Below are 23,560 nucleotides of genomic sequence, written 5' to 3'. Positions count from 1 at the left end.
CGGACCGGCTGGTCAGTCGTCCGTCATCGTCCGGCCGCCGATGGGGAGGGCGAGGATGGCCTCGCGCATGATCGCCTCCACCATCTTGGGGCTCAGCTCGGCGGTCGGGTGACGGGACGGGAGGCGCGGCACCTCGGAGGGGCGCAGCACCGTGATGCCGTCGGCGGTGAACGAGCGACGTCGGCCGCGGATCCTGCCGCCGTGCACCACCAGCAGGGGCGACACGGTGATCTCGGTGCCCATGCGCTCGCTCAGGACGTCGGCCACCGACCGGGCGGCCCCGGTCAGCCGCTTGATCAGCGGCGAGGGCGTCCGGTCGTCGATGAACAGCCGGCCGCCGTACTCGGTCAGCTCGGTCTCGGGGTGCCACGCCTGGTTGTCGATCAGCCAGACGCCGTGCGGGCCGATCAGCAGTTGGTCGAGGGTGTCGTGGCCGGGGACGACGCGTTGGTGCAGCACTCGGTGGCCGCGGCGCTCCAGCGTCCAGCGCAGCAGCCGGGCCATCTGCTCCTCGCCGCGCAGCCCCCTGCGCCAGACCCCGGCGGAACGGTAACGCCACCAATGCGTCAGCGCGTCCGCGCCGCCCGCGACGGCGGCCAGCACCACGCCCGCCACGGGGGACAGGAGATAACCGCCGGCGACGAGGGCGACCCCGGCGACGATGGCGCGGGTGCGCAGCCTGGACTTGCGGTCCCGGAGCCACAGCTCCTCGAACACGGCCTGCGGGGAACCGCCCGTGAAGGCGTCCCTGCCCCGTGTGTAGATCGAGCTGCCGATCATCGGCCACCTCCGTCGCACCTGCGGTTGCGCAGCCATTATCTGCATACCCGTGCGTTGGGCATAATCGCACCCCCGGTTATGGAAGTGAGTCGGAAAAGAAAGAACGTTCCCAATGGTGGTGTGAAAGGACAATTGAAATAAGCGGTGCAACTGTCACTGCAACCGGTTCGGGGCGGTTTCGGCCCCGTGCCCGCGGAGCGGCACACTGGGGGGATGCCCGATCATCGCGCCCGCCCGGTGCCCGCCGCCTCCGAGCGGCTGCCCGTCCGCGCCGCGATCCCCGCCCTCCACGCGGCGCTGGCCGAGCACGGGGCCGCCGTGCTCGCCGCTCCGCCGGGCACCGGCAAGACCACCCTGGTCCCGCTCGCGCTGGCGGGGGCGCTTGCGGAGGTCCCCGGCGGCCCGTCGGGCGAGCGCCGGGTGCTGGTCGTCGAGCCGCGCAGACCGGCCGTGCGGGCGGCGGCCCGCCGGATGGCCTGGCTGCTGGGCGAACGGGTCGGCGGGCGGATCGGCTTCGCCGTCCGGGGCGAACACCGCCGGGGCTCCCTCATCGAGGTGGTGACCACCGGTGTCCTGCTCCGCCGCCTGCAGCACGACCCCGAGCTGGCCGGGATCGACGCGGTCCTGCTGGACGAGTGCCACGAGCGCCACCTCGACGCCGACACCGCGATGGCCTTCCTGCTGGACGTGCGGGCGGCGCTGCGGCCCGACCTGCGGCTGGTCGCCGCCTCGGCCACCGCCGACACCGAGCCGTGGGCGGGGCTCCTGCGGGGGCCGGTCGTCGAGACGGCCGCCGAGATCCATCCCGTGGAGGTCGTCTGGGCCCCGCCGGAGCGCCCGCCGCCGCCCCCGCACGGCATGCGCGTGGCCCCGGAACTGCTGCGGCACGTCGCGGCCACCGTGCGCCGGGCGCTGGCGGAACGCGACGGCGACGTCTTGTGCTTCCTGCCGGGCGTGGGCGAGATCGCCAGGGTCGCCGGCCTGCTGCGCGACCTCGGCGACGCGGCCGACCTCCTGGAGGTCCACGGCCGCGCCGGAACGGCCGTCCAGGACGCGGTGCTGGCCCCCGCCGACCGGCGGCGGGTGGTGCTGGCCACCTCCGTGGCCGAGTCCAGTCTCACCGTGCCCGGTGTCCGCGTCGTCGTCGACTCCGGGCTGGCGCGCGAGCCCCGCACCGACCACGCCCGGGGCCTGAGCGCGCTCACCACCGTCCGGGCCTCGCGCGCCGCCGCCGAGCAGCGGGCGGGACGCGCCGGACGCCAGGGGCCCGGCGCCGTGTACCGCTGCTGGACCGCCGCCGAGCACGAACGGCTGCCCGAACGGCCCCGACCGGAGATCGAGCTCGCCGACCTCACCGCGTTCGCGCTGCAGATCGCCTGCTGGGGCGACCCCGACGCGACCGGCCTCGGTCTGCTCGACCCGCCGCCGCGGGCCGCCCTGCGCGCCGCCCGTACGGCGCTCACCGCGATCGGCGCGGTCGACGGCGACGGGCGCGCCACCGGACGGGGCCGTCGGATGGCGGGCATCGGCGTTCACCCCCGACTGGCGCGGGCCCTCCTCGACGGCGCGGATCTGGTGGGGGCGCGGACGGCGGCCGAGGTCGTGGCGCTGCTGTCCGAGCCGCTCCCGCCGGGCGTCGGCGACGATCTCGCCGAGGTGCTCCGCGAGGTCCGGACGGGCGGACGCGACGCCGGGCACGCCGACCGCTGGCGACAGGAGACCCGGCGCCTGCGCAAGGCGCTCGGCGAACCCGCCGCGACGGGTTCGGGCGGTGCGAATCGCGGGTCGCGCGAAGCCTTCGACGGTCGCGGCGCGGGCCGGACGGACGAGGCCGCCGTGGGCACGGTCGTCGCGCTGGCCTTCCCCGAACGGGTCGCGCGCGCCCGTGGGACCCGAGGGCTGTTGATGGCGTCCGGGACCGGGGCCGAACTCGCCGAGGGCTCACGGCTCTCGACGGCGCGGCCGGAGTGGCTCGCGATCGCCGTGGCCGACCGCCCCACCGGCTCGGCCTCCGCCCGGATCCGGCAGGCGGTGGTCGTCGACGAGGACATCGCCCGGCTCGCCGCCGGCCCGCTGCTCACCGAGACCGACGAGGTGACCTGGCGCGACGGCGACGTGGCGGCCCGCCGGACGGCACGGCTCGGCGCCGTCGAACTGTCGTCCGCGCCGCTGCGCGACCCCGACCCCGAGGCGGTCGCCGCCGCGTTGCTGGACGGTCTGCGCCGCGAGGGCCTCGCCCTGCTCACCTGGACCCCGCAGGCCGTCGCGCTCCGCGAGCGGCTGTCGTTCCTCCGAGGGGCCCTCGGCGATCCGTGGCCGGACGTGGCCGACCCGGCCCTGACGGCCCACGCGGCGGACTGGGTGCGGGGGCTCCGGTGCCGCGCCGACCTCGCCCGCCTCGACGTGGCCGCCGCGCTGCGGAGGCTGCCGCCCTGGGAGTGCGCCGCCCGGCTCGACGACCTCGCCCCCGAGCGGATCGAGGTGCCGTCCGGTTCGCGGGTCCGCATCGACTACGGCGGCGACCGGCCCGTCCTCGCGGTGAAACTCCAGGAGCTGTTCGGCTGGGAGGCCGCCCCCCGTCTGGCGGGCGGCCGGGTGCCGCTGGTCGTGCACCTGCTGTCGCCGGCCGGCCGCCCCGCCGCCGTCACGGCCGACCTGGCGTCGTTCTGGCGCGACGGCTACCGCGCCGTACGCGCCGAGCTGCGCGGCCGCTACCCCCGTCATCCCTGGCCCGAGGACCCGCCCGCGGCGGCCCCCACCCGCCGCGTCAAACCCCGCCGCTGACCCCACACGGCGTCCGCCGCCAACCGAACGGCCGGACACCACGCGTTGTCCACGCGGCGCGGCGGTCAGTGCCGCTTGGCCCGCGAGGCCGGCCCCGGCGGCCCTCGCGCGGCACCAGCGGCGCGGCGGTCAGTGCCCGCTTGGCTTGGAGGCCGGCCCCGGCGGCCCTCGTGCGGCACCCATAGCCGAGCCCTGCGGTGCGTTCGGGTGGTGCGGCGGTTTTCGTTCGGCCGCGAGGCAGGACCCGGCGAGGTGTCCGTGTTGGTGTGGCGGCTGGAGCTCTTGGGAGTCGGGCGTGCGGGTCAGGCGGCCGGGCGGCCGTAGAGGCGCTCGACGCGGAGGCGGATGACCAGGCGGCGGTCCTCGACCATGGCGCGACGGTAGTCGTCCCAGTCCGGGTGGTCGCCGACGATGGAGCGGTAGACGTCGATCAGCTCCTCGACCGTGGCGTCGTCGCGGGCGGCGGCGACCGGTGTGAGCTCGGCGGTGCCCTCGGCGACGACGAAGGACCAGCCGTCCGGCGTCGTCACGTGCAGGCTCGCCCGCGGGTCACGGGCCAGGTTGCGGGCCTTGGCCGAGTTCTCGACGATCGAGATCCGGACCAGGGAGCGGTCCGGGTCGTAGTGGAAGTTGATGTTGGAGAGCTGGGGGCGGCCGTCGCGGCCGAGCGTGGCCAGCACCCCCAGGTCGCGGTCGAGCAGCAGCTTCTCCAGTGTGGCGTCGTGATCGTTGGCCATGGCCGACCTCCGGTGTCCGCGGGTTGGGTCCTGTGACAGGTCAACCCGCGGACGCGGCCGGGCGTTCCCGGCCCTCGGTCGGCGGCCAGGTCACCGGCGCCGCCGCTGCGGGGGGATCAGCGCCGGCAGGTCGGACAACTCGGACGGGTCGGACGGGTCGGTCGCCCGGTCGTGCAGGTCGCCCAGATCGGCGAACGTCTCCGGGTCCCCGGTATGGATGTGCCCCCGGAACGTCGCACCCTTGGCCGTGACCCGGATGGGCTGGAAGTCGCCGGGGACCATGCGGGTGAAGCCGGTCCGCACGACGTCGTCGTACAGCGACTCCGACACCATGTACGCGATGTCGCGCTCGGGCTGGTCGGCGAGCAGCCGGCGCAGCGGGCCGGCGTCGAGCAGCCGCTGGACCACGATCGGCGCGTCGCCGGCCGGCCCGAAGGGACCGGCGGCCAGCGTCCCGTGGTGGACCGCCAGCCGGACCCGCAGCCGGGCCCGACCTGGGCGCTCCCGGTTGAGGGCGCGCAGCCCGGCCGCCAGCAGCAGCGGGAAGTCGCCCACCACCGGCGCCGGGTCGGCGTCCTCGGGCAGCAGGGCCAGCTCGCCGTCCCCGCCGACCTGCTTGTCCCAGCGGCGCCGGTCGAGGCCGGCCCCGGTCGCCGCGCGGTCCAGGACCTGCGACAGGTCCCGCTGGGCGCGGAGCTGCTCGCGCGCGTCGCGCCGGCTGTAGCCCTGGATGTCGGTGGCCAGGAGCAGCCGGTAGACGAGCTGGTCGTCCCGCTCCGCGGACTCGCGGCGCGGGTCGTCGGTCAGGTCGTGAGCCAGTTCGTTCATGGTCGGCCCTCTTTTCGGTCCTCGTCGGCAAATCCGGGCCGGGTGCCCGCATTCGCTCCAGTGGCGGAGTGAGTGTGCTGACGGGACCCCTTCGAGGGGTCGTCCACCGTCCCTTCCCCTGTGTGAGTGCTGATGCCGGTATGACGCGGGAGCACTCCGCGGGGACTCACGGTAAGAAAGACCTAGCGAACAAGTAAGCCAGCCTCCAACGACCAAGGCCCCGGCGCGACATCTTGTGATCTACAACGTAAAGGCCCCCGGTCGGGCGGCCCCGTCGACTACCCTGTGCCGGTGCCCAACCACACCGATACCGGCCCCGATCTGGCCCTTCCGGCGCTCCGCGAGGTCTACCGGGCGTACGTGCGGGCCGCCGACGGGCTCCCCGGACTGCCCGACGCGTTGCAGGCCGAGCTGTGGGCCTCCACCCAACTCGGCGCGCTGGAGTCCGCCGCCCCGCACACCGCCGGCCACCGGCTCGCGATGGGCGACCTCATCGCCGTCCTGCACCGGGCCGGCACGCCCGGCGCCCGCGCGTTCCTCCTGGCGATCGCCGCGATCGGCCCCGAGTGGGCCCGCCGCGCCGCGGCCAAGGCCGCCGCGACCCTCGACGCCGCCCCGGGACCCCCCTGGGCCCCCGACCTCGGCCGCGTCACGCCCGGCCCCGCCTGGCTCATCCAGGAGGGCCCCTTGGACGGCGACCGCCTGGTCCTGGAGTTCCGGTACGGCCCCGAGTCGTCCGCCCCGCACCACGCGCTCGCCGTACGCCTGATGCAGGACGGGCCCAGCGAGATCGTCCTCGTCGGCGACGTCGCCGGCCTGATGGCCGACGCCCGCAAGGCCGTCCAAGCGGAGCTCTGCTCGGTCCAACAAGTCGCCCCCGCCGCCGCGGCCACCCGCATCCGCACCGCCCTGGAGACCGCCCCCCGCCTCCCCGAGGACGCCTACCCCGCAGCCCCCCTGGCCCGCCACCGCACCACAGCCGCCACCTGACCGAGCCCCACCCCCCACACCACGCCCCAGGGTCGAAGACACCGAAAGCACGGGCCCACCGCCTGTCCAAGACCCGGCCCACACCAGCCCACAACACTTCGGCGGCGGCGGCGCCCGGGCCGCCGCCACCTGACCGAGCCCCCAGCTCACACCGACCCCCAACGCTTCGGTGGCGATGACGCTCGAGGGCACGGGCCACCCTCTGACAGAGGCACCGCCCACAGGACGCCGAAAGCATGGGCCCGCCGCCTGGCCGAGCCCCACCCCCACCTCAGCGTGAACGCTCGGGTGGCGGCGACGCCCGGGCACGGGCCGCTGCCACCTCACCGAGCCTCCGGCTCACACCGGCCCAAGGCGCTTCGGCGACGGTGTCGCCCGAGTGCACGGGCCACCCTCTGACAGAGCCCACCGCCCACACCACATCCCAGGGGCGAGGACACCGAAAGCATGGGCCCACCGCCTGGCCGAGGCCGCGCCCGCATCGGCCCACAACGCTTGGGTGGCGATGACGCTTGAGGGCACGGGGCCGCAGCCTGTCCGAGCCCCACCCCACCGCCCACGCCACGTCTCAAGGCGAGGACGCCGAAAGCACGGGCCTACCGCCTGGCCGAGCCCTGCGCCCGCATCAGCCCACAACGCTTGGGTGGCGGTGACGTCCGAGGGGCACGGAGGCCCGGCTTGACCGAGTCCCCGCCGACACCAGCCTTTACCGCTTCGGAGGCGGTGTGGTTTGGGGGCGGGGCGCCGCCTGACCGGGTCGCGCGGGGCGTGGGCGGGGTCCGCAGCGCGCTTGGGGTGAGGGCGTGGTCAGGGGCATGACGCTGCGGTCGGATGACGTGTCGTCGCGCATGGGGCTTGTCTGCGTAGCGGGGCGGGGCGTCGTCAGGTGATCGGGTTGCGGGTGGTGTAGCGGTCGTCCTTCCACGGTTCGGTGGTGAGGACGTCGGTGAGGGCGTCGGCGGCGTCCCAGACGTCCACGTATCGCAGGTAGAGGGGGGTGAAGCCGAAGCGCATGATGTCGGGGGCGCGGAAGTCGCCGATGACGTCGCGGTCGATGAGCGCCTGGACGATGGCGTAGCCGTCGCCGGGATCGCCGGTTCGTACTCGAAGGGCGACCTGGCTGCCGCGGCGTTCCGGTTCGCGGGGGGTGACGGTGTCTAGGCCCGCCTGCTCGGCGCGCCGCATGAAGAGGTCGGTCAGGGCCAGGCTCTTGGCGCGCAATGCGGTCATGTCCACGCGGTCCCACACGTCCAGGGAGGCCGCCAGGGCGGTGCCGCCGATGATCGGCTGGGAGCCGGTGAGGAAGCGGCGGATCCCCGGGGCGGGGGCGTACCCGGTCTCGAACGCGAAGGGCTCGGCGTGCCCCCACCAGCCGGACAGGGGCTGCTCCACCGCGCCGAGGTGGCGGGCGGCGGCATAGACGAACGCGGGCGCGCCGGGGCCGCCGTTGAGGTACTTGTAGCCGCATCCGACCGCGAAGTCGACCCCGCAGGCGTCCAGCTCGATCGGGAGCGCCCCGGCGGAGTGGCACAGGTCCCAGACCGCCAGCGCCCCGTGGTCGTGGATCAGCCTCGTCACCGCCGCCATGTCGTGGAGCCGCCCGGTGCGGTAGTCGACATGGTTGAGCAGCACCACGGCGACGTCGTCCCCGAGGGCCCCGGGCAGTTCGGACGCGTCGGAGACCAGCCGACGGTCCACGCCGCCGACGGCCCCCGCGACGCCCTCGGCGATGTAGAGGTCGGTGGGGAAGCTCCCGGACTCGGCCACGACGGCGGTGCGGCCGGGGCGCATCCGCAGCGCGGCCGTGAGGACCTTGAAGAGGTTGACCGAGGTGGAGTCGCAGACCGCCACCTGGCCGGGCGCGGCGCCGAGCAGGCGTGCGAGGCGGTCGCCGAGCGTGGTGGGCAGGTCCCACCAGCCGGCCTCGTTCCAACTGCGGATGAGCCGTTCGCCCCACTGCCGTTCGATCGTGTCGCGGACCCGTTCGGAGGTCCGGCGGGGGAGCGCGCCCAGCGAGTTCCCGTCCAGGTAGATCACGCCGTCCGGCAGCGCGAACTCCGCGCGCAGGTCCGCCAGCGGGTCGGCGGCGTCCAGGGCGGCGCACTCGGCGCGGGAGAGAACGGTCATGGGGATCAGTGTTCCCCGGAAAAGGGTGGGACGCGAAGGCACCCCGCAGTTCCTTCGCGTCCCACGATCAAGGGGGAGGTTCATTCCTCGGGGCCGTAGACCTCCCACAGCTCCCCGACGAAGAACCTGCCGAACCGGGCCAGCGTCGCCGCCCCGCCGGGACCACGGGTCCGGAAGGTGGTGAGCTGCTCGGCGAAGTCGGCCAGATGGATGTGGAGCACCCCGGCGCCCACGACCCGGGCCGACTCGTCGTCCTCCTCGTCCAGATGGCCCTCCAGCACCCGCAGGAAGAGGGTGGAGGTGTCGGGCCAGATCCGGGTGGGCGGACCGTGCAGGACGCTCTTGCGGCCGACGAGGGTCAGCGGCGCGCCGTCCCCGTCGGTGAAGTGCAGGCGGTACTTCATGGTCCGCCGGTTGGGCGCGCCGGCCGGGGCGAACAGGTCGAACCGGCCGTGCAGCACGGGGCGGCGGCCGCCGAGGGCGGGGACGTCGATCCATCCCTCGGCGCGGGCGGAGTGCTCGGGGTCGGTCAGGAAGCGGTCCACGTCGTCCGCGGTGATGGTGAGACGGAAGGCCAGCCGCTCGCGGGCGTCGCCCAGCTCACCGGCGCGCGGGTCGTCGACGTCCGGCGACCAGTGGCCCTTCATCTCCTCGGTGAACGACAGCGAGGTGGTGTCGGGCTCCGCCGAGGGCGAGGCGGGGGAGCCCGCGGCCACGGCGACGACCGGGCCGGGGCCCGCCTCCAGGAGTCGGGTCGCCATCCGGTCGGCGAGGGCGGCGATGGTCAGCGAGGGGTTCGGCCCGACGGGGCCCGGCATGGCGGCGCCGTCGGCGATGTACAGCCCGGGGTGGCCGAAGACCTCGCCGTAGGGGTCGCAAACGCCCTCGGCCTGGTGCCTCCCCATCGGAGCGCCGCCGAGGGGGTGGACGGTGACGATCCGCTTGCGGAACCACATGGGGTTGTCGGCGTAGTCGGCGCCGAGGACGTCGGCGATCCGCTGCATGGTCTTGCGGAGCCGCTCGAAGTGGGCCTCGCTGGTCTCGGTGGTCCACTCGGCGTCCAGCCGGCCGTCCCGCAGCCGCAGCACCCCGTCGGGGGTGTCGCGGCCCATCCCGAGGAGCGGCAGCGAGCTGATCGACAGCGCGCCGTCCCCGATCAGTTCCGACAGCTCGGCCGACAGGTTGGTGTCGGGGGCGTCGGCGAAGAAGTCGACGAACCGCTCCCAGACGAACCGGGCGGCCCGGGCGATCTGGTCGCCCACGTCCGCGCCCTGCACCATCCAGTCGACCAGCCCGGGGTAGCCGCCGTCCTGGATGTAGGCGCCGCGCAGGCCCCGATCGCCGGCGGGGTCGCCGTCGACCTCGTCGGGCAGCCGGATCGCCGAGGTGATCACCGGGCCGCGGGCGGCGTCCAGCGGCCGAAGGCGGTCGCGGTCCTTGGCCTTGAGCAGGAAGGTCAGCAGGTCGCCGTTGCCGCAGAAGCGCGTGCCCAGCGCCGGGCCGAGCCCCGTCAGGTGGCGGCGGGAGCGCAGCAGCAGGTAGGCGGTGCCGTAGGTGCCGGCCGCCAGCACCAGCCGGTCGCAGGTGATGGTCCGCCTCGAAGAGCGGGACGGGCCCTCGGCGGTGACGTCGTGGTGGACGTAGTCGACCTCGTAGCCGCCGGCGGCGCGGGGCCTGATCTCCAGCGCCTCGTGGCCGGTGCGCAGGTCGGCGCCGTGGTGCCGGGCCGCCGACAGGTAGGTGTGGTCGAGGCTGTTCTTGGCGCCGTCGTTGCATCCGAAGTCGCACTCGGCGCACAGTCGGCAGGTGCGGCGCGGCACGCCGTGGAGGTTGCCGTACTCGGGCTCGGCGATGGGCAGCCCGATGCCCGGCTCGGCCCCGGGCGAGGGCGCGAAGCCGACCGCCAGCGGCGGCAGGAACCAGTCCAGGCCCAGTTCGGCCGCCGCGTCCTGCATGGCGTGCGTCTTGGGGGTGTCGGCGTAGGCGGGGTGGTGGAGCGGATACGGTGTCGCCCCCAGCATCCGCTCGACCACGTCGTAGTGCGGGTCGAGGTCGGCCCGTGTCACGGGCCAGGGCTCGTGCCCTCCGTCGGGCTCCGGGCGCTCGTTGACGAACCAGCGCTCGTCCTTGCGCAGCAGCACGTTGGCGTAGATCAGCGAGCCTCCCCCGAGGCCCGCCGACACCACCGAGTCGCAGCCCTTGAACGACCACACGTCGAACATGCCGTACAGGCCCGCGCTCGGATCCCAGAACGCTCGGCCGAGCTCCCTGGGCCCGCGCGGGAACTCGCCCGGCGCGTACGCCTTGCCCCGTTCCAAGAGCACCACCGACCGACCCGCCTCGGCGAGGCGGTAGGCGGCCACCGAGCCGCCGAAGCCGGACCCGACGACGACCGCGTCCACGTGCTCGGTCATGTCAGCACGCCTTCCGCTTGATGAAGTCCACCATCTTGGGGAAGACGTCGGCGTGGGCGTCCCTGCCCAGGAACGGGTCCATGTGACCGTAGCCCGGCAGCGCGGCGAACTCGTGCAGCCCCGGGGCCGCCTCCTCCAGCCGCCGATGACAGACGACGTTGGAGTCGGCGAACACCCGGTTCCGGTCGCCGCCCAGCATCAGCACCGGGGTGCGGATGTCGGCGGCGTTCGCGAGGTAGTCGTCCGGCAGGGCGGTGAAGCGACCGTCCTTGGGGTCGTACTTCACCGCCCGCCCCGCCTCCACCATCTTGTGGACGTGCCGGTAGTAGTGCACGCCGACGCCCCCGCAGAGGTCGGCGATGCGCTCGTGGGTGGCATCGTCCAGGTTGTGGTGGTCGTACAGCGCGGGTCTGCCGCTGCCCCACATGAAGCTGAGCAGGTGGCAGGCCCGGACGTCGCACTCGCGGTGGAACACCGACAGGAACCGCGACAGCAGCCAGCCGCGGGTGAGGACGGGCGCGTCACCGAAGCGCGGGTCGAGGAAGGAGAACCCGAGCAGGTACTCGGCCAGCGCCGGCCCGTAGCCCAGCTTGTACTTCGACCACAGCGGCACCCGGGGCACCAGGGCCACGCTGTTGGCGATCACGCTGGTGACGCCATCGAGAGCCCCCCCGTAGAGGCTCATCATGAACGACACCGAGCCGAGGCAGTGCGCGATGACGTGGACCCGCCGGTCGCCGATGTGGCGGCGCAGCTCGGCGAGCGCGGCCGGATGGTCGTACAGGGCGCAGTCGTCCAGGGTGAACCGGTGGGTCTCCATGTCGTAGGGGAACCGGTTGCTCATCCGGAAGTCCACGGCCCACACGTCGGTGAAGCCCTCGTCGAGGAGGTACGACACCAGGTTGCGGTGCTCGGGCATGATGAACATGTCGCTCGCCAGAGTCAGCCCGTGGACCAGGAGCACGACGTCGTCACAGTCGGCCCGGTGGAACCGGGTGAGGTTCAGGCCGAGGCCGTCCTCAGTCGCGAAGGGGTGCGCGGAGATGTCCGCGCCCTTCACGCCGTCGTGCGTGAACCGCGGGATGCGGTTGCTCATCGGTCGTCCTCCTGGGATGCGCCCGGCGCGGTGTGGGTGCCGGGCAACCGAGATCGACTATCTCGTCGGCTGCGTACGCGGGACATCGTGGCAAACCCTGACTTCCACGCGTCCTACGTAGTGACTGATCCCTGAGACGGCGGCGCGGGGCCTACCGTTCGGTAGCGCTCTGCTGGAGGGCGTTGACGACGGCGACGCGGGAGTTGACGCCGAGCTTGGCGAAGATGTGGGACAGGTGCGTCTCCACCGTCCGGATGCTGAGGTAGAGCCGCTCGGCGATCTGCTGGTTGGTGCAGCCCTCCACGACCAGTCGGGCCACCTCCAGCTCGCGGCGGGACAGCCCGCCGGGCCCGGCGCCGCGGCCTCCCGAGCGGCCTCCGCCGGAGGGGACCCGGACGCCGACGCGGCGCTGTTCGCGCAGCGCCCGGGCGTGCAGCGGGCGGGCCCCGGCGGCCTCGAAGATCTCGGCGGCGGCGGTGCCGGCCCGCAGCCGGGCGCGGCCGGCGTCCAGGCGGTGTCCGGCGGCCTCGAGCTCGTCGGCGGCCTGCCGGGCGTGCTCGGCGGCGACGGCCGGGTCGGTGGCGCGCAGGGCGTGCGCGCGGGCGAGCCCCGCCAACGCCAGGTTGGCGGGCAGCACCGGGTGGGCGACCTGCTCGGCGCGCGCCGCCCAGTGGGCGGCCTCGTCGACGGCGCCGCGGGCGGCCTCGATGCCGGCCAGGGCCTCGCAGGCCCGCAGCATGGTGCTCTGGTCGAGGCCGCCGTCCTCGGCGCACACCTCCCGCAGCAGGGCGACGCCGTTGTCGGTGTCGCCGGCGTCGACCATGGCCATCGCGTGCGCGTACCGCGCCAGGCTGCCCCACCACTCGCCGCTGCGGCCGCTGGTGCGGACCGCCGCCTCGCCGCAGGCCAGCGCGTCCTCCTCGGCGCCCGTCCAGCCCGCCACCAGGCACCGCTGGGTGAGCGCGAACACCATCGTCTGGTCCGAGCGCAGCATCCCGGAGACGGCGACGGCCTCCTCGGCGGCGGTGGCGGCCTCGCCGAGCCGACCGAGCATCGAGTACGCCAGCGCCTGCCCGGCCAGCACCGTCGGCACGATGTAGCTCTGGCCGGTGGCGCGGGCGACCGCCAGCACCCGGTCGAGACGGTCGAGCCCGTCCTGGTACCGGCCCAGGAACAGCTCCGTCCAGCACAGCCAGGTGACGGTGTCCAGCCATTCGGCCAGGTGCTCGTCGGGGGCGGCGGAGATGAGCCGGTCGGCGGCCTCGGCGTGCCGGAGGGCGTCGACCACGCGGCCGTCGGCGTACGCGGGCATCGGGCGCAGCGCGGCGACCGCCACCGTCAGGCCGGGCTCCCAGCCGTCGGCCGTGTCGGGCACGAGGTCCAGCACGGCCTGCGCGGCGCGGAAGTCGACCCGCATCAGGCTCTCGGCCACCAGCCGCAGCCGCAGCATCACCGCGGGGGCCGAACGCGGGTCGGGCATGGCGCGCAGCTCGGCCAGCAGCAGGCCGCGCGCCTCCTGCGGGTTGCCGAGGAGCCGTTCCATCATCGCGCAGAAGCGGGTGGCGCGGGCGCGCAGGGCGTGGGCGTCGTGGGGCAGCAGCCGCAGGACCTCGCGGGCGGCCTCGCGGCCCTCGGCGAGCTGGCCGCTGATGGCCTGCATCTTGGCCAGCTCGCCCAACAGCACGATCCGCTGGGCGGAGCCGTCGGGCATCAGCTCCAGCGCCGCCTTGAGCCAGTGCGCCGCCGTTCCGGGCGCGTGCGGCGCCACCGTCCGGGCCGCCTCGACCAGGGTGGCGATCGCGTCCTCGTCGCCGAACCGGCCCGACCGTTCGACGTGTCGGGCGCGGACGGTCGCGGGGACGCCCAGCTCGGCCAGGTGCCGGGCGACGCGGGCGTGGACGCCGACGCGCCATCCGGCGGCGGCCGACCCGTACGTCGCGTGCCGCACCAGCGGGTGACGGAACCGGAACCGGCCGCCCGGCGCGGGTCGCACCACGTCGCGGGCCGTCAGCTCGTCGAGGGCGGCCAGCGCGGCGCTCTCCGGGATCTCGGCTGCGGCGGCGGCGAGTGCGGGCTCGAACTCGTCGGCGGCCACCGCGGCGGCGCGCGCCACCAGCAGCGCCGGCCCCGGCAGGCCGGACAGCTCCGCCTGCAGCGCCGCCTGGACGGCGGGCGGCAGCTCTCCGGAGTCGTCGGTGTGCTCGCCGGGGCGCCCGACCGCGGCGGCGTGGGCGTCGCCCATCCGGGCCAGCGCCTCCAGGTAGAACGGGTTGCCGCCGCTGGCCGCGTACAGCGCGTCGCGGCGGCGGCCGGTGAACTGCGGACCGAGGAACTCGGCGACCTCCGTCTTCGACAGCGGCCCCACCTGGACGCGCACGCCGTGGGCGGCGGCGGTCTCCACCAGGGTCGCCAGCCGGGGCGTGGCCTGGGCGGGACGGTAGGCGACGGCGACCAGCACGCGGGCCCGGGGCGGATGGCGGACCAGGTGGTCCAGGAGCTCGACGGAGGCGTCGTCGGCCCAGTGCACGTCGTCGAAGATGAGGACCAGCCCGGACGGGCCGGCCACCTCCTCCAGCATCCGGCGGATCGTCCGGTACAGCCGGTAGCGGGCCAGCCCGGTCAGGTCGGTCGGGTCGTCGGCCCCGGGGTCGCCCCCGGCCGCGGGCATCGACGGGAACACCGTGCCGAGCACCCGCGCCGCCGCCGGACCGAGGTCGGCGCCGTACTCCTCCAGGTGGTCGTCGAGCGCGTCGATGACCACGCCGAACGGCAGGTCCTGCTCGAACTCGGCGGCGCGGCCCGTCATCGTGGGCAGCTTGCGGGCGGCGGCGGCGCCCACCAGCTCCGACAGCAGCCGCGTCTTGCCCGCGCCGGGCTCGCCCTCCAACACCACGAACCGGAACGCGCCGGCCGCCGTGGCGTCCAGGGCCCCGTCGAGGGCACGCAGCAGGTCGCGCCGTCCGATCAACGGCGCGACGCCGGGGGCACCGGAGTGCCGGTCCCCGTCCAACCGGTCCGCACGACCTTCCACTGCCCACACCCCAACGCGACAGGCGGTCGGTACGCCATGATTATGCGTGCCACGGCGATCCGTAAGAATCGCGATCGACACATTACCGCTGTTGGTTTCGGCGGATCGGTGACCGTCGTCACGGATGCGTCAGGCGGGACCAGAAGCGGCGGGGGGAGTCGGCGAGCCGGCTGAGCGCGACCACGGGCGCGGGCGGCCTGCGGACCCGGTCGCCGTTGAGCCGCCGCATGAACGCGACCTGCTCCAACGAGGGCGGCCCCACGGCCAGGCTGCGGCGGGTGGCGGTGCGCGCGTCCGCCTGGCCGGTCCTGACGAGGTACGCGGCGGCCATCGAACCGGTGCGGCCGACACCGGCGCCGCAGTGGACGAACACCCGCCCGCGCGCCCGGTGCACGACCGTCATGAACCGGTCGACCTGCCCGGCCGACGGGGGCTGTCCGTCCCGGATCGGCAGTCCGACCACGGCGAGCCCCGCCCGCCCGGGCAGTGCAGCCCGCGCGGCGGACGGTCGTTCGGCGCGCAGGTCGACCACCGTGACCACGCCGAGCCCGGCCAGGCGCCGGTACCCCTCGGCGGAGGGCGCGGCCCCGCGCAGCACGCGGTCGTCTACCCGGGCGAAGTTGCCGACCCCGGGGAGCGGCGTGCGGTGGCCGAGGGAGTCGTCGACGCGGGCGACGGCGGACATTCCGAGGATGGAGCCGCTCACGGTGACCCACGCCAGCGCGTACACGCCCGTGCCGCCCGCGAACGTCCATGCCGGCAGGCGCCGAAGGAGGCGTTGTCGTTGCAGCGGCATCGATCGAGCATAACCGCGGAGCGCGCGTTCCGACCGCCCGCCGATCGCCCATCGATCACCCGTCGACGACCAGGAGCACGTGCAGGACGCGGGGACCGTGGACGCCCTCCACCCGGTTCAGCTCGATGTCGCTGGTGGCCGAGGGCCCGGACACGAACGTCAGCGGACGTGCCGGGTCGAGTCGTTCCAGCGCCTCGGGGACGTCGGCGGCGACCTGTCCGGCGGCGACCACGACCAGGTGGCGGTCGGGCACGAGCCCGAGGGCGCGGACGCCCTGCGCCGGGCCGTGGTCGAGGACGATGGTGCCGGTCTCGGCGATGGCGACGGCGCAGCCGGTGACGACGCCGTCGAGGCCGTCGAGGTCGGCCACGGCGGGGTCGTGGACGAGCCGGGACGGGGGCGTCGCCGCGAGCCACGCGGCGGGCAGCCCCGGGGGCACCCCGTGGCGGGAGCCGGTCAGCGCGTCGGCGACGGCGTCCGGCAGCCCGGCCTCGGTGACCCTGCGGACCGTGGCGCGGTAGTCGGCGACGCGTTCGGCGAACAGCTCCAGGATGCCGTCGTCGTGGTGACGCCGCCGGTAGGGACGTTCGATCGCGGCATACGCCTCGGCGGCCGACGTGGGGCGGGTGCCGAGGATCCGCTCGACGCGGCCGAGGATGTCCTCGCGTGCGCCGCTCATGGCCGGCGCCCTCCGTCCGTGCGCCTCCACCAGGCGCGGAACGACTCCGGCGGCGGAACGGGCGCGTCACGGGTGTCGGTCCACGCCCGCAGCGGGCCGGGCAGCCGGCGGATCCGTCCGCGCCGCCCGACGAGGCGGCGGCTCGAGGAGGCGACGCGCTGCGCGAGCGCCAGCCGGCCGGGGGAGCGCAGCGTCCAACCCGCCGCCGCCATCGCGGTGTCGACCAGCGGGTGCCGGGGCCCGTTCTCGACAGCCCTCGCGCGCAGGTGCACGAGCACCTCGGGGAGGTCGATGGCCACCGGGCACGCCTCGAAGCACGCCCCGCACAACGAGGACGCGTACGGCAGCGAGGCGTCCACGGGCGAGCCGATGCCCCGGATCTGCGGTGACAGGATCGCGCCGATGGGCCCCGGATAGGGCGACCCGTAGGCGTGACCGCCGGCCCGCGCGTACACCGGGCACACGTTCAGGCAGGCCGAGCAGCGGATGCAGCGCAGCGCCTGCCGCCCCACCTCGTCGGCGAGGGTGGCGGTGCGGCCGTTGTCCAACAGCACCAGGTGGAAGTCGCCGGGCCCGTCACCGGGGGTGACGCCGGTCCAGGTGCTGGTGTACGGGTTCATCCGCTCGGCGGTGGACGAGCGCGGCAGCAGTTGCAGGAACACCTCCAGGTCGCGCCAGGCCGGCAGCACCTTCTCGATGCCCATCACGGAGATCAGGGTCTCCGGGAGCGTCAGGCACATCCGGCCGTTGCCCTCCGACTCCAGCACCACCAGCGTGCCGGTCTCGGCGACGGCGAAGTTCACGCCGGAGACGGCGACCCTGGCGGACAGGAACTTCGCGCGCAGATGGCGGCGCGCGGCTTCGGCCAGCTCGGCGGGCTCGTCCGACAGGTCCGGCGGCGCGCCGGGCATCCGACGGCGGAACAGGTCGCGGATCTCGGCGCGGTTGCGGTGGATCGCCGGGACCAGGATGTGCGACGGCCGGTCGTCGCCGAGCTGCACGATCAGCTCGGCGAGGTCGGTCTCGTGCGCGGTGACGCCGTCGGCGGCCAGCGCCTCGTTCAGCCCGATCTCCTGGGTGGCCATCGACTTGACCTTGACGACCTCGGTCTGGCCGGTGGCCTTGACGAGGTCGACGACGATCCGGTTGGCCTCGTCGGCGTCCCGCGCCCAGTGGACGACGCCGCCCGCCTCGGTGACCCTCTCCTCCAGCAGCCGCAGGTAGTGGTCGAGGTGTTCGAGCGTGTGGTCCTTGATGCGCCGGCCCGCCTCGCGCAGCGCCGCCCAGTCGTCCAGCTCGGCGACGGCGGCGAGTCTCCGGTCGCGGATGGTGCCGGTGGCGTGGGCGAGGTTGGCGCGCAGCCGTCGGTCGGCGACGGCGTCCCGGGCGGCCTTCGGGAACGGCGGCATCCCGAGGTAGGTGGGCATGGTCACGACGGGCCCTCCCGGGTCGCGGCGAGGATCTCGGCCAAGTGCACGGTGCGCACCCCGGACCCGTTCCGGGTCAGGGTCCCCCCGATGTGCATCAGGCAGGAGTTGTCGGCGGCGCACACCACGTCCGCCCCGGACGCGCGGACGGCGGCGGCCTTGTCGACGCCCATCGCGCTCGACACGTCGGCGTTCTTGAGCGCGAACGTGCCGCCGAATCCGCAGCACTCGTCGGCGTCGGGCAGCTCCACCAGGTCGAGCCCGTCCACCGCGCGCAGCAGGCGCAGCGGACGCTCGCCGACCTTCAGCATCCGCAGCGAGTGACAGGTCGGGTGGTACGCGACCCGGTGGGGATAGTGCGCGCCCACGTCGATGACGCCGAGGACGTCCACGAGGAACTCCGTCAACTCGTGCACCTTGGGCGCGACCGGCGCGGCCCTCGGGTCGATGCGGGGATGCCAGTCGCGCACCATCGCGGCGCACGAGGCCGACGGCGTCACCACCGCGTCGTACGGCGCGAACGTCTCCGCGAAGCCGCGCACCAAGGGCGCGCACCGCCGCCGGTAGCCGGTGTTGAGGTGCATCTGACCGCAGCAGGTCTGCGCCTCGGGGAACTCCACGTCGTGACCGAGCCGCGCCAGCAGCCGCACGACGGCCCTGCCGGTGTCGGGGAACAGCGTGTCGTTCAGGCAGGTGATGAACAGCGCGATCCGCAAGCCCGGTCACCTCCCCGTCCGTGCCACGTCATGGATCGATTCTCGCGCCACGGTCACATTCGCACTGACCGGGGGTGATCCGATCCACACCGCGGGTCCCGCGTGGTCCGTTGACCTCGGGATTCCCGGAGGGGCCTTTCGCGTCGGACACCCGATGTCGCCCCATGTTCGGCATCGGTCCCGGGTAGGGGTTGCTTCCGAACCGTCTCTGCGGGAAAGGTAGCTCCCGATAAGGTCTAGAGACATACCTTCTGAGGGCCAGGACGAACGATGACCCCTGTGAGCGCGATGCACCCGGTACAGCCGCACGCGGCCCCGCCGAGCCGTCACCGCACGGCGGCCCGGGCGGCCTACGTGCTGGCCGGCAACGACCGAGGCCGCCTGACGGTCGCCGCGCCCCAGCTCTATCCGCACATGTGGAGCTGGGACGCGGCGTTCATCGCCATCGGCCTGGCGCGGCTGTCGACCGCCCGCGCCCTCACCGAGCTGGAGACGCTGCTGGCCGCCCAGTGGCGCACCGGCATGGTGCCGCACATCGTCTTCACCGAGGGGGAGGTCGGCTACGAGCCCGGCCCCCAGCGGTGGGCCTGCCGCGACATCACGGCCGACGCTCCGGACGGCCCCGCCACCAGCGGGCTGATCCAGCCGCCGGTGCACGGGGTCGCGGTCCGCCGCATCCTCGACGCCGCCCGCACGGCGTCCGCCGCCGAGCGCCGCGACGTGGCCGAGCGGATCCGGGCGCTGTGGCCGGCGCTGCTGGCCTGGCACCGCTACCTGGCCACCCGCCGCGACCCCGCCGGACGCGGGCTCCTGACCATCTACCACGGGTGGGAGAGCGGGCTGGACAACTCGCCGCGCTGGGACGCCGCGTACGCGGCCGTGACGCCCGACCCGGAGTTCGTCCCCTTCCGCCGGGCCGACCTGCACGCGCTGGGGGCGCTCGGCGGCGCCGCCTCCCAGCGGCCCTCCGACGCCGAGTACGCCAAGTACCAGTGGCTGGTGGAGGAGCTGCGCCGCGCCGGGTACGACGACGCCCGCGCCCACCGCACGCTGAGCTTCCGGATGGCCGACGTGCTGACCAGCGCCCTGTTCGTCGCGGCCAACGAGGAGCTGGCCACCGTCGCCGACGAGCTGGGCCTGCCGGGCGTGGACGAGCTGATCGGCTACGCGGACCGGTTCCGGCGCGGGGTGGTGGAGACCGCCGACGAGCGGGGCTTCGCCGCCGACGTCGACCTGCGGACGGGCGACACGGTGCGCACGCAGACGATCGCCGGGTTCGCGCCCCTGCTGTCCGGCGGGCTCGACCCGGCCCGCCAGCGGCTGCTGCTGGCCACGCTGACCTCGGCCGACTGGTGCGGGCACCCGGGGTTCGTCCACGCCGTGCCGCCGAGCACCAGCCCCTCGTCCCCGGACTTCGACCCGGTGCGGTACTGGCGGGGCCCGCAGTGGCCGCCGATGACCTGGCTGATGATCTGGGGCCTGGAGCGCTCGGGGGAGCAGGAGACCGCCCTCGCGCTGCGCGAGGCCGCCCTCGACCAGCTCTCCGACGGGCTCTTCGCCGAGTACTACCAGCCCTTCACGGGCGAGCCCCTCGGGGCCCGTCCGCAGTCGTGGACCGCCGCGGTCGCGCTCGACCTCCTAGCCGACTGAGTCCGAGCCCGGGGCCGGGGGCCTCGGCTCCCGCCGCAGGTCCTCGACCTCGTCGTCGAAGTCGACGGGCGGGCTGTCGCCGCCCCCGCCCATCCGCTCGTACTCGGCCAGGCCCGACGTGTGGCGCCGGCGCTGCCAGCGGCGCTCGGTCTCGGACCGGTCCGGGGCCGGGTCGAGCGGCACCGAGCGCAGCACCTCCTGCAGATTGTCGTAGTCGGCGGGCGGCAGCGCCGACAGCGCCTTGTCGGCGTCCCGCGGGGCGCCCCGATGACGGGCGTGCTCGACGATCTCCTCCTTGTCGGCGGGGAAGTCCAGATCGTTGAGCAGTTCCTTGATCTGACCGGTGTCGCGCAGTTTCATGGTCCCCCCTTTTCCGCGACCCTGCCCGTATCGGGGCGTCTCACACGGCGGGGGAAAGGCCGGTCAGGGACGTTCGGTGCGGAGGCGCACGATCTCGGGGTCGGCGAGCCCGAGGGCCACCGCCTCCGGCGGCGGCGCGCCGCCGACGGTGTCGGCCATCGCCGCGAGCAGCGCGTCGACCCGGCCCCGCGGCCCGGACGGGACCCCGGTGTCCAGCCAGTCGACCCCGCCGGTGGCGTCGTTGCGCCGGGCGCGCGCGATCAGCCCGTCGTACAGGTAGCCGGGCCGCACCCCGCCCACCGTGACCCGGTGGACCAGGCCCACCGCTCCGGGCGGCGCCTCCAGCAGCGCGTCGCCCAGCCGGCTGATCGCCCGGGCCCGGTCGTCGCAGACTCCGCAGGCGCCGACATGGCGGGCCCCGCCGTGACAGGTGACGACCGTCCACGAGAACAGCGGGGGACGTTGGAAGGAACGCCGCGCAACCAGGACGATCACCCCGTTGTGGTCGGTCTACGGTGGGTCCAACGTAGACCTACCAAAAGCGACCGGCAACGGGAATGCGCATTTTCGGCCACCGTGGGCCACGGCCGGGCCGGGTCCCGTCAATGGTCGGGTTATGGTTGCCGTCCAAGCGCCGGAACACCCGCTGCCAACGTTCCATGCCATCGCGTCGGAGATCACGTCGGAATGCCGAGACCACCCGCCAAGGCACAGGCGATCACCAACGCCCTGGCCGCCCGGATCATCGAGGGCGAGCTGGAGCCGGGGGCCTGGCTGCCCTCCGAACGCGAGCTGGCCGAGCGGTTCACCGCCGATCGCTCCACCGTCCGCCGGGCCGTGCGCCTGCTGGCGGAACAGGGCCTGGTCGTCGTGCGCGCCGGGATCGGCACCCAGGTCCGCGCCCCCGGGCCGGTCCGCCGGTCGGCGGCCGACATCACCCGGCAGGTCGGGCGATGGAGGGGCTTCCACGTGTCGGCCCGGGAGGGCGGCCGTGAGCCGTTCACCCGGACCACGGTCGACGAGGTCGCCGTCGACGCGCAGCCGGCGCGCTGGCTGGGCGTGCCGGTCGGCACCACGGCGCTGCGCCGGGCGCGGGTGCAGGGCGTGACCGGCGGGCCGCCGGTGCAGACCGCCACCACGTGGGTGATCATGGACGTGGTCGAGCAGATCCCGATCCTGCGGCAGGTCGACACCGGCCCCGGCGGGATCTACTCCCGGCTGGAGGAGCTGGGTCTGCGGATCCTGTTCGAGGAGTGCGTCACCTGCCGGCCGCCGCTGCCCGACGAGCGGGAGACCCTGGAGATCAACGCCGATCAGCCGGTTCTGACCCTCTGGCGGCGGGCGTACGACGACAATGATCGCATCGTGGAGGTCACCCACCGGGTGGTCGTGGGCGACCGGCACGAGCTCATCTACCGTTACGGATCGGGGGCCTGACGTGACGCGCGGCGGCGAGCAGATCATCAGACGGGTCGACTCCCGGGTCGTCTACCGCAACCGCTGGATGACGGTGCGCGAGGACCGGGTCGAACGGCCCGACGGGTCGCCGGGGATCTTCGGCGTGGTCGACAAGCCGGACTTCGCGCTGGTCATCCCGGCCGAGGACGGCGGCTTCCACATGGTGGAGGAGTACCGGTACCCGATCGGCCGCCGCACCTGGAACTTCCCGCAGGGCTCCTTCCCGGACGGCGTGCGGGGCGAGCCCGAGGCGCTGGCCCGCGCCGAGCTGGCCGAGGAGACGGGGCTGCGGGCCGGGCGGCTGGAACGACTGGGGTTCCTGCACTGCTCGCACGGCACCAGCGGCCAGGGCTTCGACGTGTTCCTGGCCACCGACCTGACCCCGGGGGAGCCCGCCCGCGAGCCCGAGGAGCAGGACATGCGGCAGCGCTGGGTCTCCCGGGCGGAGTTCTGGGAGCTGGTCGACGGCGGCCGCATCACCGACGACTCCACCCTGGCGGCCTACGCGCTGCTGATGCGGTACGAGGGAACGGCCGGCTAGCCCTCCTCCATCGGGGTCACCTGAGGCCCCTCGTCGGGGCCGTGCTGCCCCTTCGAGGGCCTCTGCCGTACGGGCTCCGGGCGGAACTCGTCCACGTAGTCGCCGCCGGACGGGCCCGCGCCGGTCGGGACGCCCGTGCCGGAGGCGGGTTCCGAGCCGCACTCCTCGAGCGTGCCCTCCTCCGCGCGGTCCTCCTCGTCGGCGGGGCCGCCCTCATCGGCGCCCCGGTCGGGCCGCGCCCCCGGAAGCGACTCCGCCGGCCCCACGGCCCGCTCGGCGGGGTTCTGCTCGGCCGTCGGGTCGGACGCCTCGGTCACCGACCCGGCCGCGCCCGGCGTGTCGTCGACGCGTCGTCTGTCGGATTCGCTCATGGGTCGCCCCTGCCCCCGATGGGCGGCCCCATGCGCTCAGGGCAACGGCGTGTTGAGGGCGATCAGGCCCGCGCCCGTGCCGTCCATCGACAGCTCCGTCGGCGAGCAGTTGCGGAGCCGGGGGAAGACCGTCCTGTAGCGGTCCAGCGGGATGCCCAGCAGCTCGCACAGCACCAGGCGCAGCAGCGTGTTGTGGGCGACCACGAGGACCCGCCGGCCCGGGTGGCGAGCGGCGATCCGGTGGAGGGCGGCGACGCCCCGGGCGGCGGCCTCGCGGAAGTCCTCCGCACCCGGGAACGCTCCATCCACCGGGTTCGCGCGGAAGGCCGCCACCAGGTCGGACGGCAGCTCCGCCAGCGTGCGGCCCTCGGCGGCCCCGAAGCCGACCTCGGCGAGGTCGGCGTCCACCGTGACGGGCAGGCCCAGCGTCTGCGCGGTCGGCTCGGCCGTGGCCCGCGCCCGGCCCAGCGGCGAGGCCCACACCGCGTCGAGCCCGGTCTTCTCCGCCCAGGCCGACAGCCGGACGGCCTGATCGACGCCCCGCTGGGTCAGCGCCACGTCGCTGACCCCGGCGTAGCGGTTCTCGGCGTGCCAGACCGTCTCGCCGTGCCGGACCAGGTACAAGGTCGTGTTCACGTTCGAGATCCCCCGTCGTTCCTTCCGGTGTCGTCCTCGCCGCCGTGGGCGGCGGGCGCCCGCCGTGCCGGGCGCCGGGGACGGTGTGCCCCGGGACGCGGCGGTGATGTCGGCGCGGGGCCTACACCAGTATTGCGCC

Annotated in this window: 20 protein-coding genes; 5 read left to right on the top strand and 15 right to left on the bottom strand. The window is 74.6% G+C overall.

Going from position 1 to position 23,560, the window contains the following annotated elements; genetic code table 11:
* Window positions 1-12: 12 nt before the first annotated feature.
* Window positions 13-780, bottom strand: coding sequence for a nuclease-related domain-containing protein (locus DFJ69_RS01205; protein ID WP_116020754.1), 768 nt, complete (start codon window positions 778-780; stop codon window positions 13-15).
* A gap of 213 nt (window positions 781-993) precedes the next feature.
* Between DFJ69_RS01205 and hrpB the strand changes: the two genes are divergently transcribed.
* Window positions 994-3,564: an ATP-dependent helicase HrpB gene (gene hrpB, locus DFJ69_RS01200; protein ID WP_116020753.1), complete on the top strand. Its 2,571-nt coding sequence runs from the start codon at window positions 994-996 to the stop codon at window positions 3,562-3,564.
* Between the two features lie 302 nt (window positions 3,565-3,866).
* Here hrpB and DFJ69_RS01195 read toward each other — a convergent pair whose 3' ends face one another.
* Both DFJ69_RS01195 and DFJ69_RS01190 read right to left on the bottom strand, forming a co-directional pair.
* Window positions 3,867-4,301 carry a PPOX class F420-dependent oxidoreductase gene (locus tag DFJ69_RS01195; RefSeq protein WP_116020752.1) on the bottom strand — a complete coding sequence of 145 codons (435 nt, stop codon included), beginning with the start codon at window positions 4,299-4,301 and terminating at the stop codon, window positions 3,867-3,869.
* 90 nt (window positions 4,302-4,391) lie between these two features.
* Window positions 4,392-5,129, bottom strand: coding sequence for a nucleotidyl cyclase domain-containing protein (locus DFJ69_RS01190; RefSeq protein ID WP_211328471.1), 738 nt, complete (start codon window positions 5,127-5,129; stop codon window positions 4,392-4,394).
* A gap of 291 nt (window positions 5,130-5,420) precedes the next feature.
* Here DFJ69_RS01190 and DFJ69_RS01185 point away from each other — a divergent pair, with 291 nt between their 5' ends.
* Window positions 5,421-6,119: a hypothetical protein gene (locus tag DFJ69_RS01185; protein WP_116026310.1), complete on the top strand. Its 699-nt coding sequence runs from the start codon at window positions 5,421-5,423 to the stop codon at window positions 6,117-6,119.
* 882 nt (window positions 6,120-7,001) lie between these two features.
* On the opposite strand, the gene kynU is transcribed toward DFJ69_RS01185, so the two are convergent.
* The 8 genes from kynU to DFJ69_RS01145 all read right to left on the bottom strand — a co-directional run bounded on the left by kynU (window position 7,002) and on the right by DFJ69_RS01145 (window position 18,405).
* Entirely contained in the window at window positions 7,002-8,246 is a 1,245-nt protein-coding gene (kynU, locus tag DFJ69_RS01180; RefSeq protein WP_116020751.1) for a kynureninase, read from the bottom strand.
* Between the two features lie 80 nt (window positions 8,247-8,326).
* Window positions 8,327-10,660 carry a GMC oxidoreductase gene (locus DFJ69_RS01175; RefSeq protein ID WP_116020750.1) on the bottom strand — a complete coding sequence of 778 codons (2,334 nt, stop codon included), beginning with the start codon at window positions 10,658-10,660 and terminating at the stop codon, window positions 8,327-8,329.
* A 1-nt stretch (window position 10,661) separates the two neighbouring features.
* Window positions 10,662-11,756 carry an alpha/beta hydrolase gene (locus tag DFJ69_RS01170; RefSeq protein WP_116020749.1) on the bottom strand — a complete coding sequence of 365 codons (1,095 nt, stop codon included), beginning with the start codon at window positions 11,754-11,756 and terminating at the stop codon, window positions 10,662-10,664.
* A gap of 151 nt (window positions 11,757-11,907) precedes the next feature.
* Entirely contained in the window at window positions 11,908-14,787 is a 2,880-nt protein-coding gene (locus DFJ69_RS01165) for an ATP-binding protein (RefSeq protein WP_245973914.1), read from the bottom strand.
* A gap of 118 nt (window positions 14,788-14,905) precedes the next feature.
* A complete protein-coding gene (locus tag DFJ69_RS01160; protein WP_116020748.1) occupies window positions 14,906-15,583 on the bottom strand; it encodes a protein-tyrosine phosphatase family protein in 678 nt (225 codons plus the stop codon).
* 55 nt (window positions 15,584-15,638) lie between these two features.
* A complete protein-coding gene (locus tag DFJ69_RS01155) occupies window positions 15,639-16,262 on the bottom strand; it encodes a LutC/YkgG family protein (RefSeq protein ID WP_116020747.1) in 624 nt (207 codons plus the stop codon).
* Window positions 16,259-17,689, bottom strand: coding sequence for a lactate utilization protein B (locus tag DFJ69_RS01150; protein ID WP_116020746.1), 1,431 nt, complete (start codon window positions 17,687-17,689; stop codon window positions 16,259-16,261). Before DFJ69_RS01150 ends, DFJ69_RS01155 begins: the two co-directional genes overlap by 4 nt.
* A gap of 2 nt (window positions 17,690-17,691) precedes the next feature.
* Window positions 17,692-18,405 (bottom strand): (Fe-S)-binding protein, encoded by a 714-nt coding sequence (locus tag DFJ69_RS01145; RefSeq protein WP_116020745.1) that lies wholly within the window; start codon window positions 18,403-18,405, stop codon window positions 17,692-17,694.
* 270 nt (window positions 18,406-18,675) lie between these two features.
* On the opposite strand from DFJ69_RS01145, the gene ggh reads away from it, so the two are divergent.
* The gene (gene ggh / locus DFJ69_RS01140; RefSeq protein WP_211328470.1) at window positions 18,676-20,055 is read left to right on the top strand and encodes a glucosylglycerate hydrolase; all 1,380 of its coding nucleotides are present in this window, start codon (window positions 18,676-18,678) and stop codon (window positions 20,053-20,055) included.
* On the opposite strand, the gene DFJ69_RS01135 is transcribed toward ggh, so the two are convergent.
* Together DFJ69_RS01135 and DFJ69_RS34020 are read right to left on the bottom strand one after the other, a co-directional pair.
* A complete protein-coding gene (locus tag DFJ69_RS01135) occupies window positions 20,044-20,415 on the bottom strand; it encodes a DUF2795 domain-containing protein (protein WP_116020743.1) in 372 nt (123 codons plus the stop codon). The two genes, ggh and DFJ69_RS01135, sit on opposite strands and share 12 nt — an antisense overlap.
* 63 nt (window positions 20,416-20,478) lie before the next feature.
* Window positions 20,479-20,910 (bottom strand): hypothetical protein, encoded by a 432-nt coding sequence (locus tag DFJ69_RS34020; protein ID WP_170177498.1) that lies wholly within the window; start codon window positions 20,908-20,910, stop codon window positions 20,479-20,481.
* Between the two features lie 192 nt (window positions 20,911-21,102).
* On the opposite strand from DFJ69_RS34020, the gene DFJ69_RS01125 reads away from it, so the two are divergent.
* Window positions 21,103-21,852 carry a GntR family transcriptional regulator gene (locus tag DFJ69_RS01125; protein WP_170177497.1) on the top strand — a complete coding sequence of 250 codons (750 nt, stop codon included), beginning with the start codon at window positions 21,103-21,105 and terminating at the stop codon, window positions 21,850-21,852.
* 1 nt (window position 21,853) lies between these two features.
* Window positions 21,854-22,414: an NUDIX domain-containing protein gene (locus DFJ69_RS01120; protein WP_245973913.1), complete on the top strand. Its 561-nt coding sequence runs from the start codon at window positions 21,854-21,856 to the stop codon at window positions 22,412-22,414.
* On the opposite strand, the gene DFJ69_RS01115 is transcribed toward DFJ69_RS01120, so the two are convergent.
* Both DFJ69_RS01115 and DFJ69_RS01110 read right to left on the bottom strand, forming a co-directional pair.
* Entirely contained in the window at window positions 22,411-22,785 is a 375-nt protein-coding gene (locus DFJ69_RS01115; RefSeq protein ID WP_116020739.1) for a hypothetical protein, read from the bottom strand. The genes DFJ69_RS01120 and DFJ69_RS01115 overlap by 4 nt on opposite strands.
* Window positions 22,786-22,821: 36 nt before the next feature.
* A complete protein-coding gene (locus DFJ69_RS01110) occupies window positions 22,822-23,421 on the bottom strand; it encodes a histidine phosphatase family protein (protein WP_116020738.1) in 600 nt (199 codons plus the stop codon).
* Between the last annotated feature and the right edge of the window lie 139 nt (window positions 23,422-23,560).

This window comes from Thermomonospora umbrina (assembly GCF_003386555.1).
Classification (GTDB): Bacteria; Actinomycetota; Actinomycetes; order Streptosporangiales; family Streptosporangiaceae; genus Thermomonospora; species Thermomonospora umbrina.
This window is presented reverse-complemented; position numbering and strand designations above follow the sequence as displayed.

What these genes read in the sequence shown, in the direction of transcription:
- DFJ69_RS01205 (WP_116020754.1), bottom strand. Translation starts at nt 780, where the DNA reads ATGATCGGCAGCTCGATCTACACACGGGGCAGGGACGCCTTCACGGGC.
- hrpB (WP_116020753.1), top strand. Translation starts at nt 994, where the DNA reads ATGCCCGATCATCGCGCCCGCCCGGTGCCCGCCGCCTCCGAGCGGCTG.
- DFJ69_RS01195 (WP_116020752.1), bottom strand. Translation starts at nt 4,301, where the DNA reads ATGGCCAACGATCACGACGCCACACTGGAGAAGCTGCTGCTCGACCGC.
- DFJ69_RS01190 (WP_211328471.1), bottom strand. Translation starts at nt 5,129, where the DNA reads ATGAACGAACTGGCTCACGACCTGACCGACGACCCGCGCCGCGAGTCC.
- kynU (WP_116020751.1), bottom strand. Translation starts at nt 8,246, where the DNA reads ATGACCGTTCTCTCCCGCGCCGAGTGCGCCGCCCTGGACGCCGCCGAC.
- DFJ69_RS01175 (WP_116020750.1), bottom strand. Translation starts at nt 10,660, where the DNA reads ATGACCGAGCACGTGGACGCGGTCGTCGTCGGGTCCGGCTTCGGCGGC.
- DFJ69_RS01170 (WP_116020749.1), bottom strand. Translation starts at nt 11,756, where the DNA reads ATGAGCAACCGCATCCCGCGGTTCACGCACGACGGCGTGAAGGGCGCG.
- DFJ69_RS01160 (WP_116020748.1), bottom strand. Translation starts at nt 15,583, where the DNA reads ATGCCGCTGCAACGACAACGCCTCCTTCGGCGCCTGCCGGCATGGACG.
- DFJ69_RS01155 (WP_116020747.1), bottom strand. Translation starts at nt 16,262, where the DNA reads ATGAGCGGCGCACGCGAGGACATCCTCGGCCGCGTCGAGCGGATCCTC.
- DFJ69_RS01150 (WP_116020746.1), bottom strand. Translation starts at nt 17,689, where the DNA reads ATGCCCACCTACCTCGGGATGCCGCCGTTCCCGAAGGCCGCCCGGGAC.
- ggh (WP_211328470.1), top strand. Translation starts at nt 18,676, where the DNA reads ATGACCCCTGTGAGCGCGATGCACCCGGTACAGCCGCACGCGGCCCCG.
- DFJ69_RS01135 (WP_116020743.1), bottom strand. Translation starts at nt 20,415, where the DNA reads ATGAAACTGCGCGACACCGGTCAGATCAAGGAACTGCTCAACGATCTG.
- DFJ69_RS01125 (WP_170177497.1), top strand. Translation starts at nt 21,103, where the DNA reads ATGCCGAGACCACCCGCCAAGGCACAGGCGATCACCAACGCCCTGGCC.
- DFJ69_RS01115 (WP_116020739.1), bottom strand. Translation starts at nt 22,785, where the DNA reads ATGAGCGAATCCGACAGACGACGCGTCGACGACACGCCGGGCGCGGCC.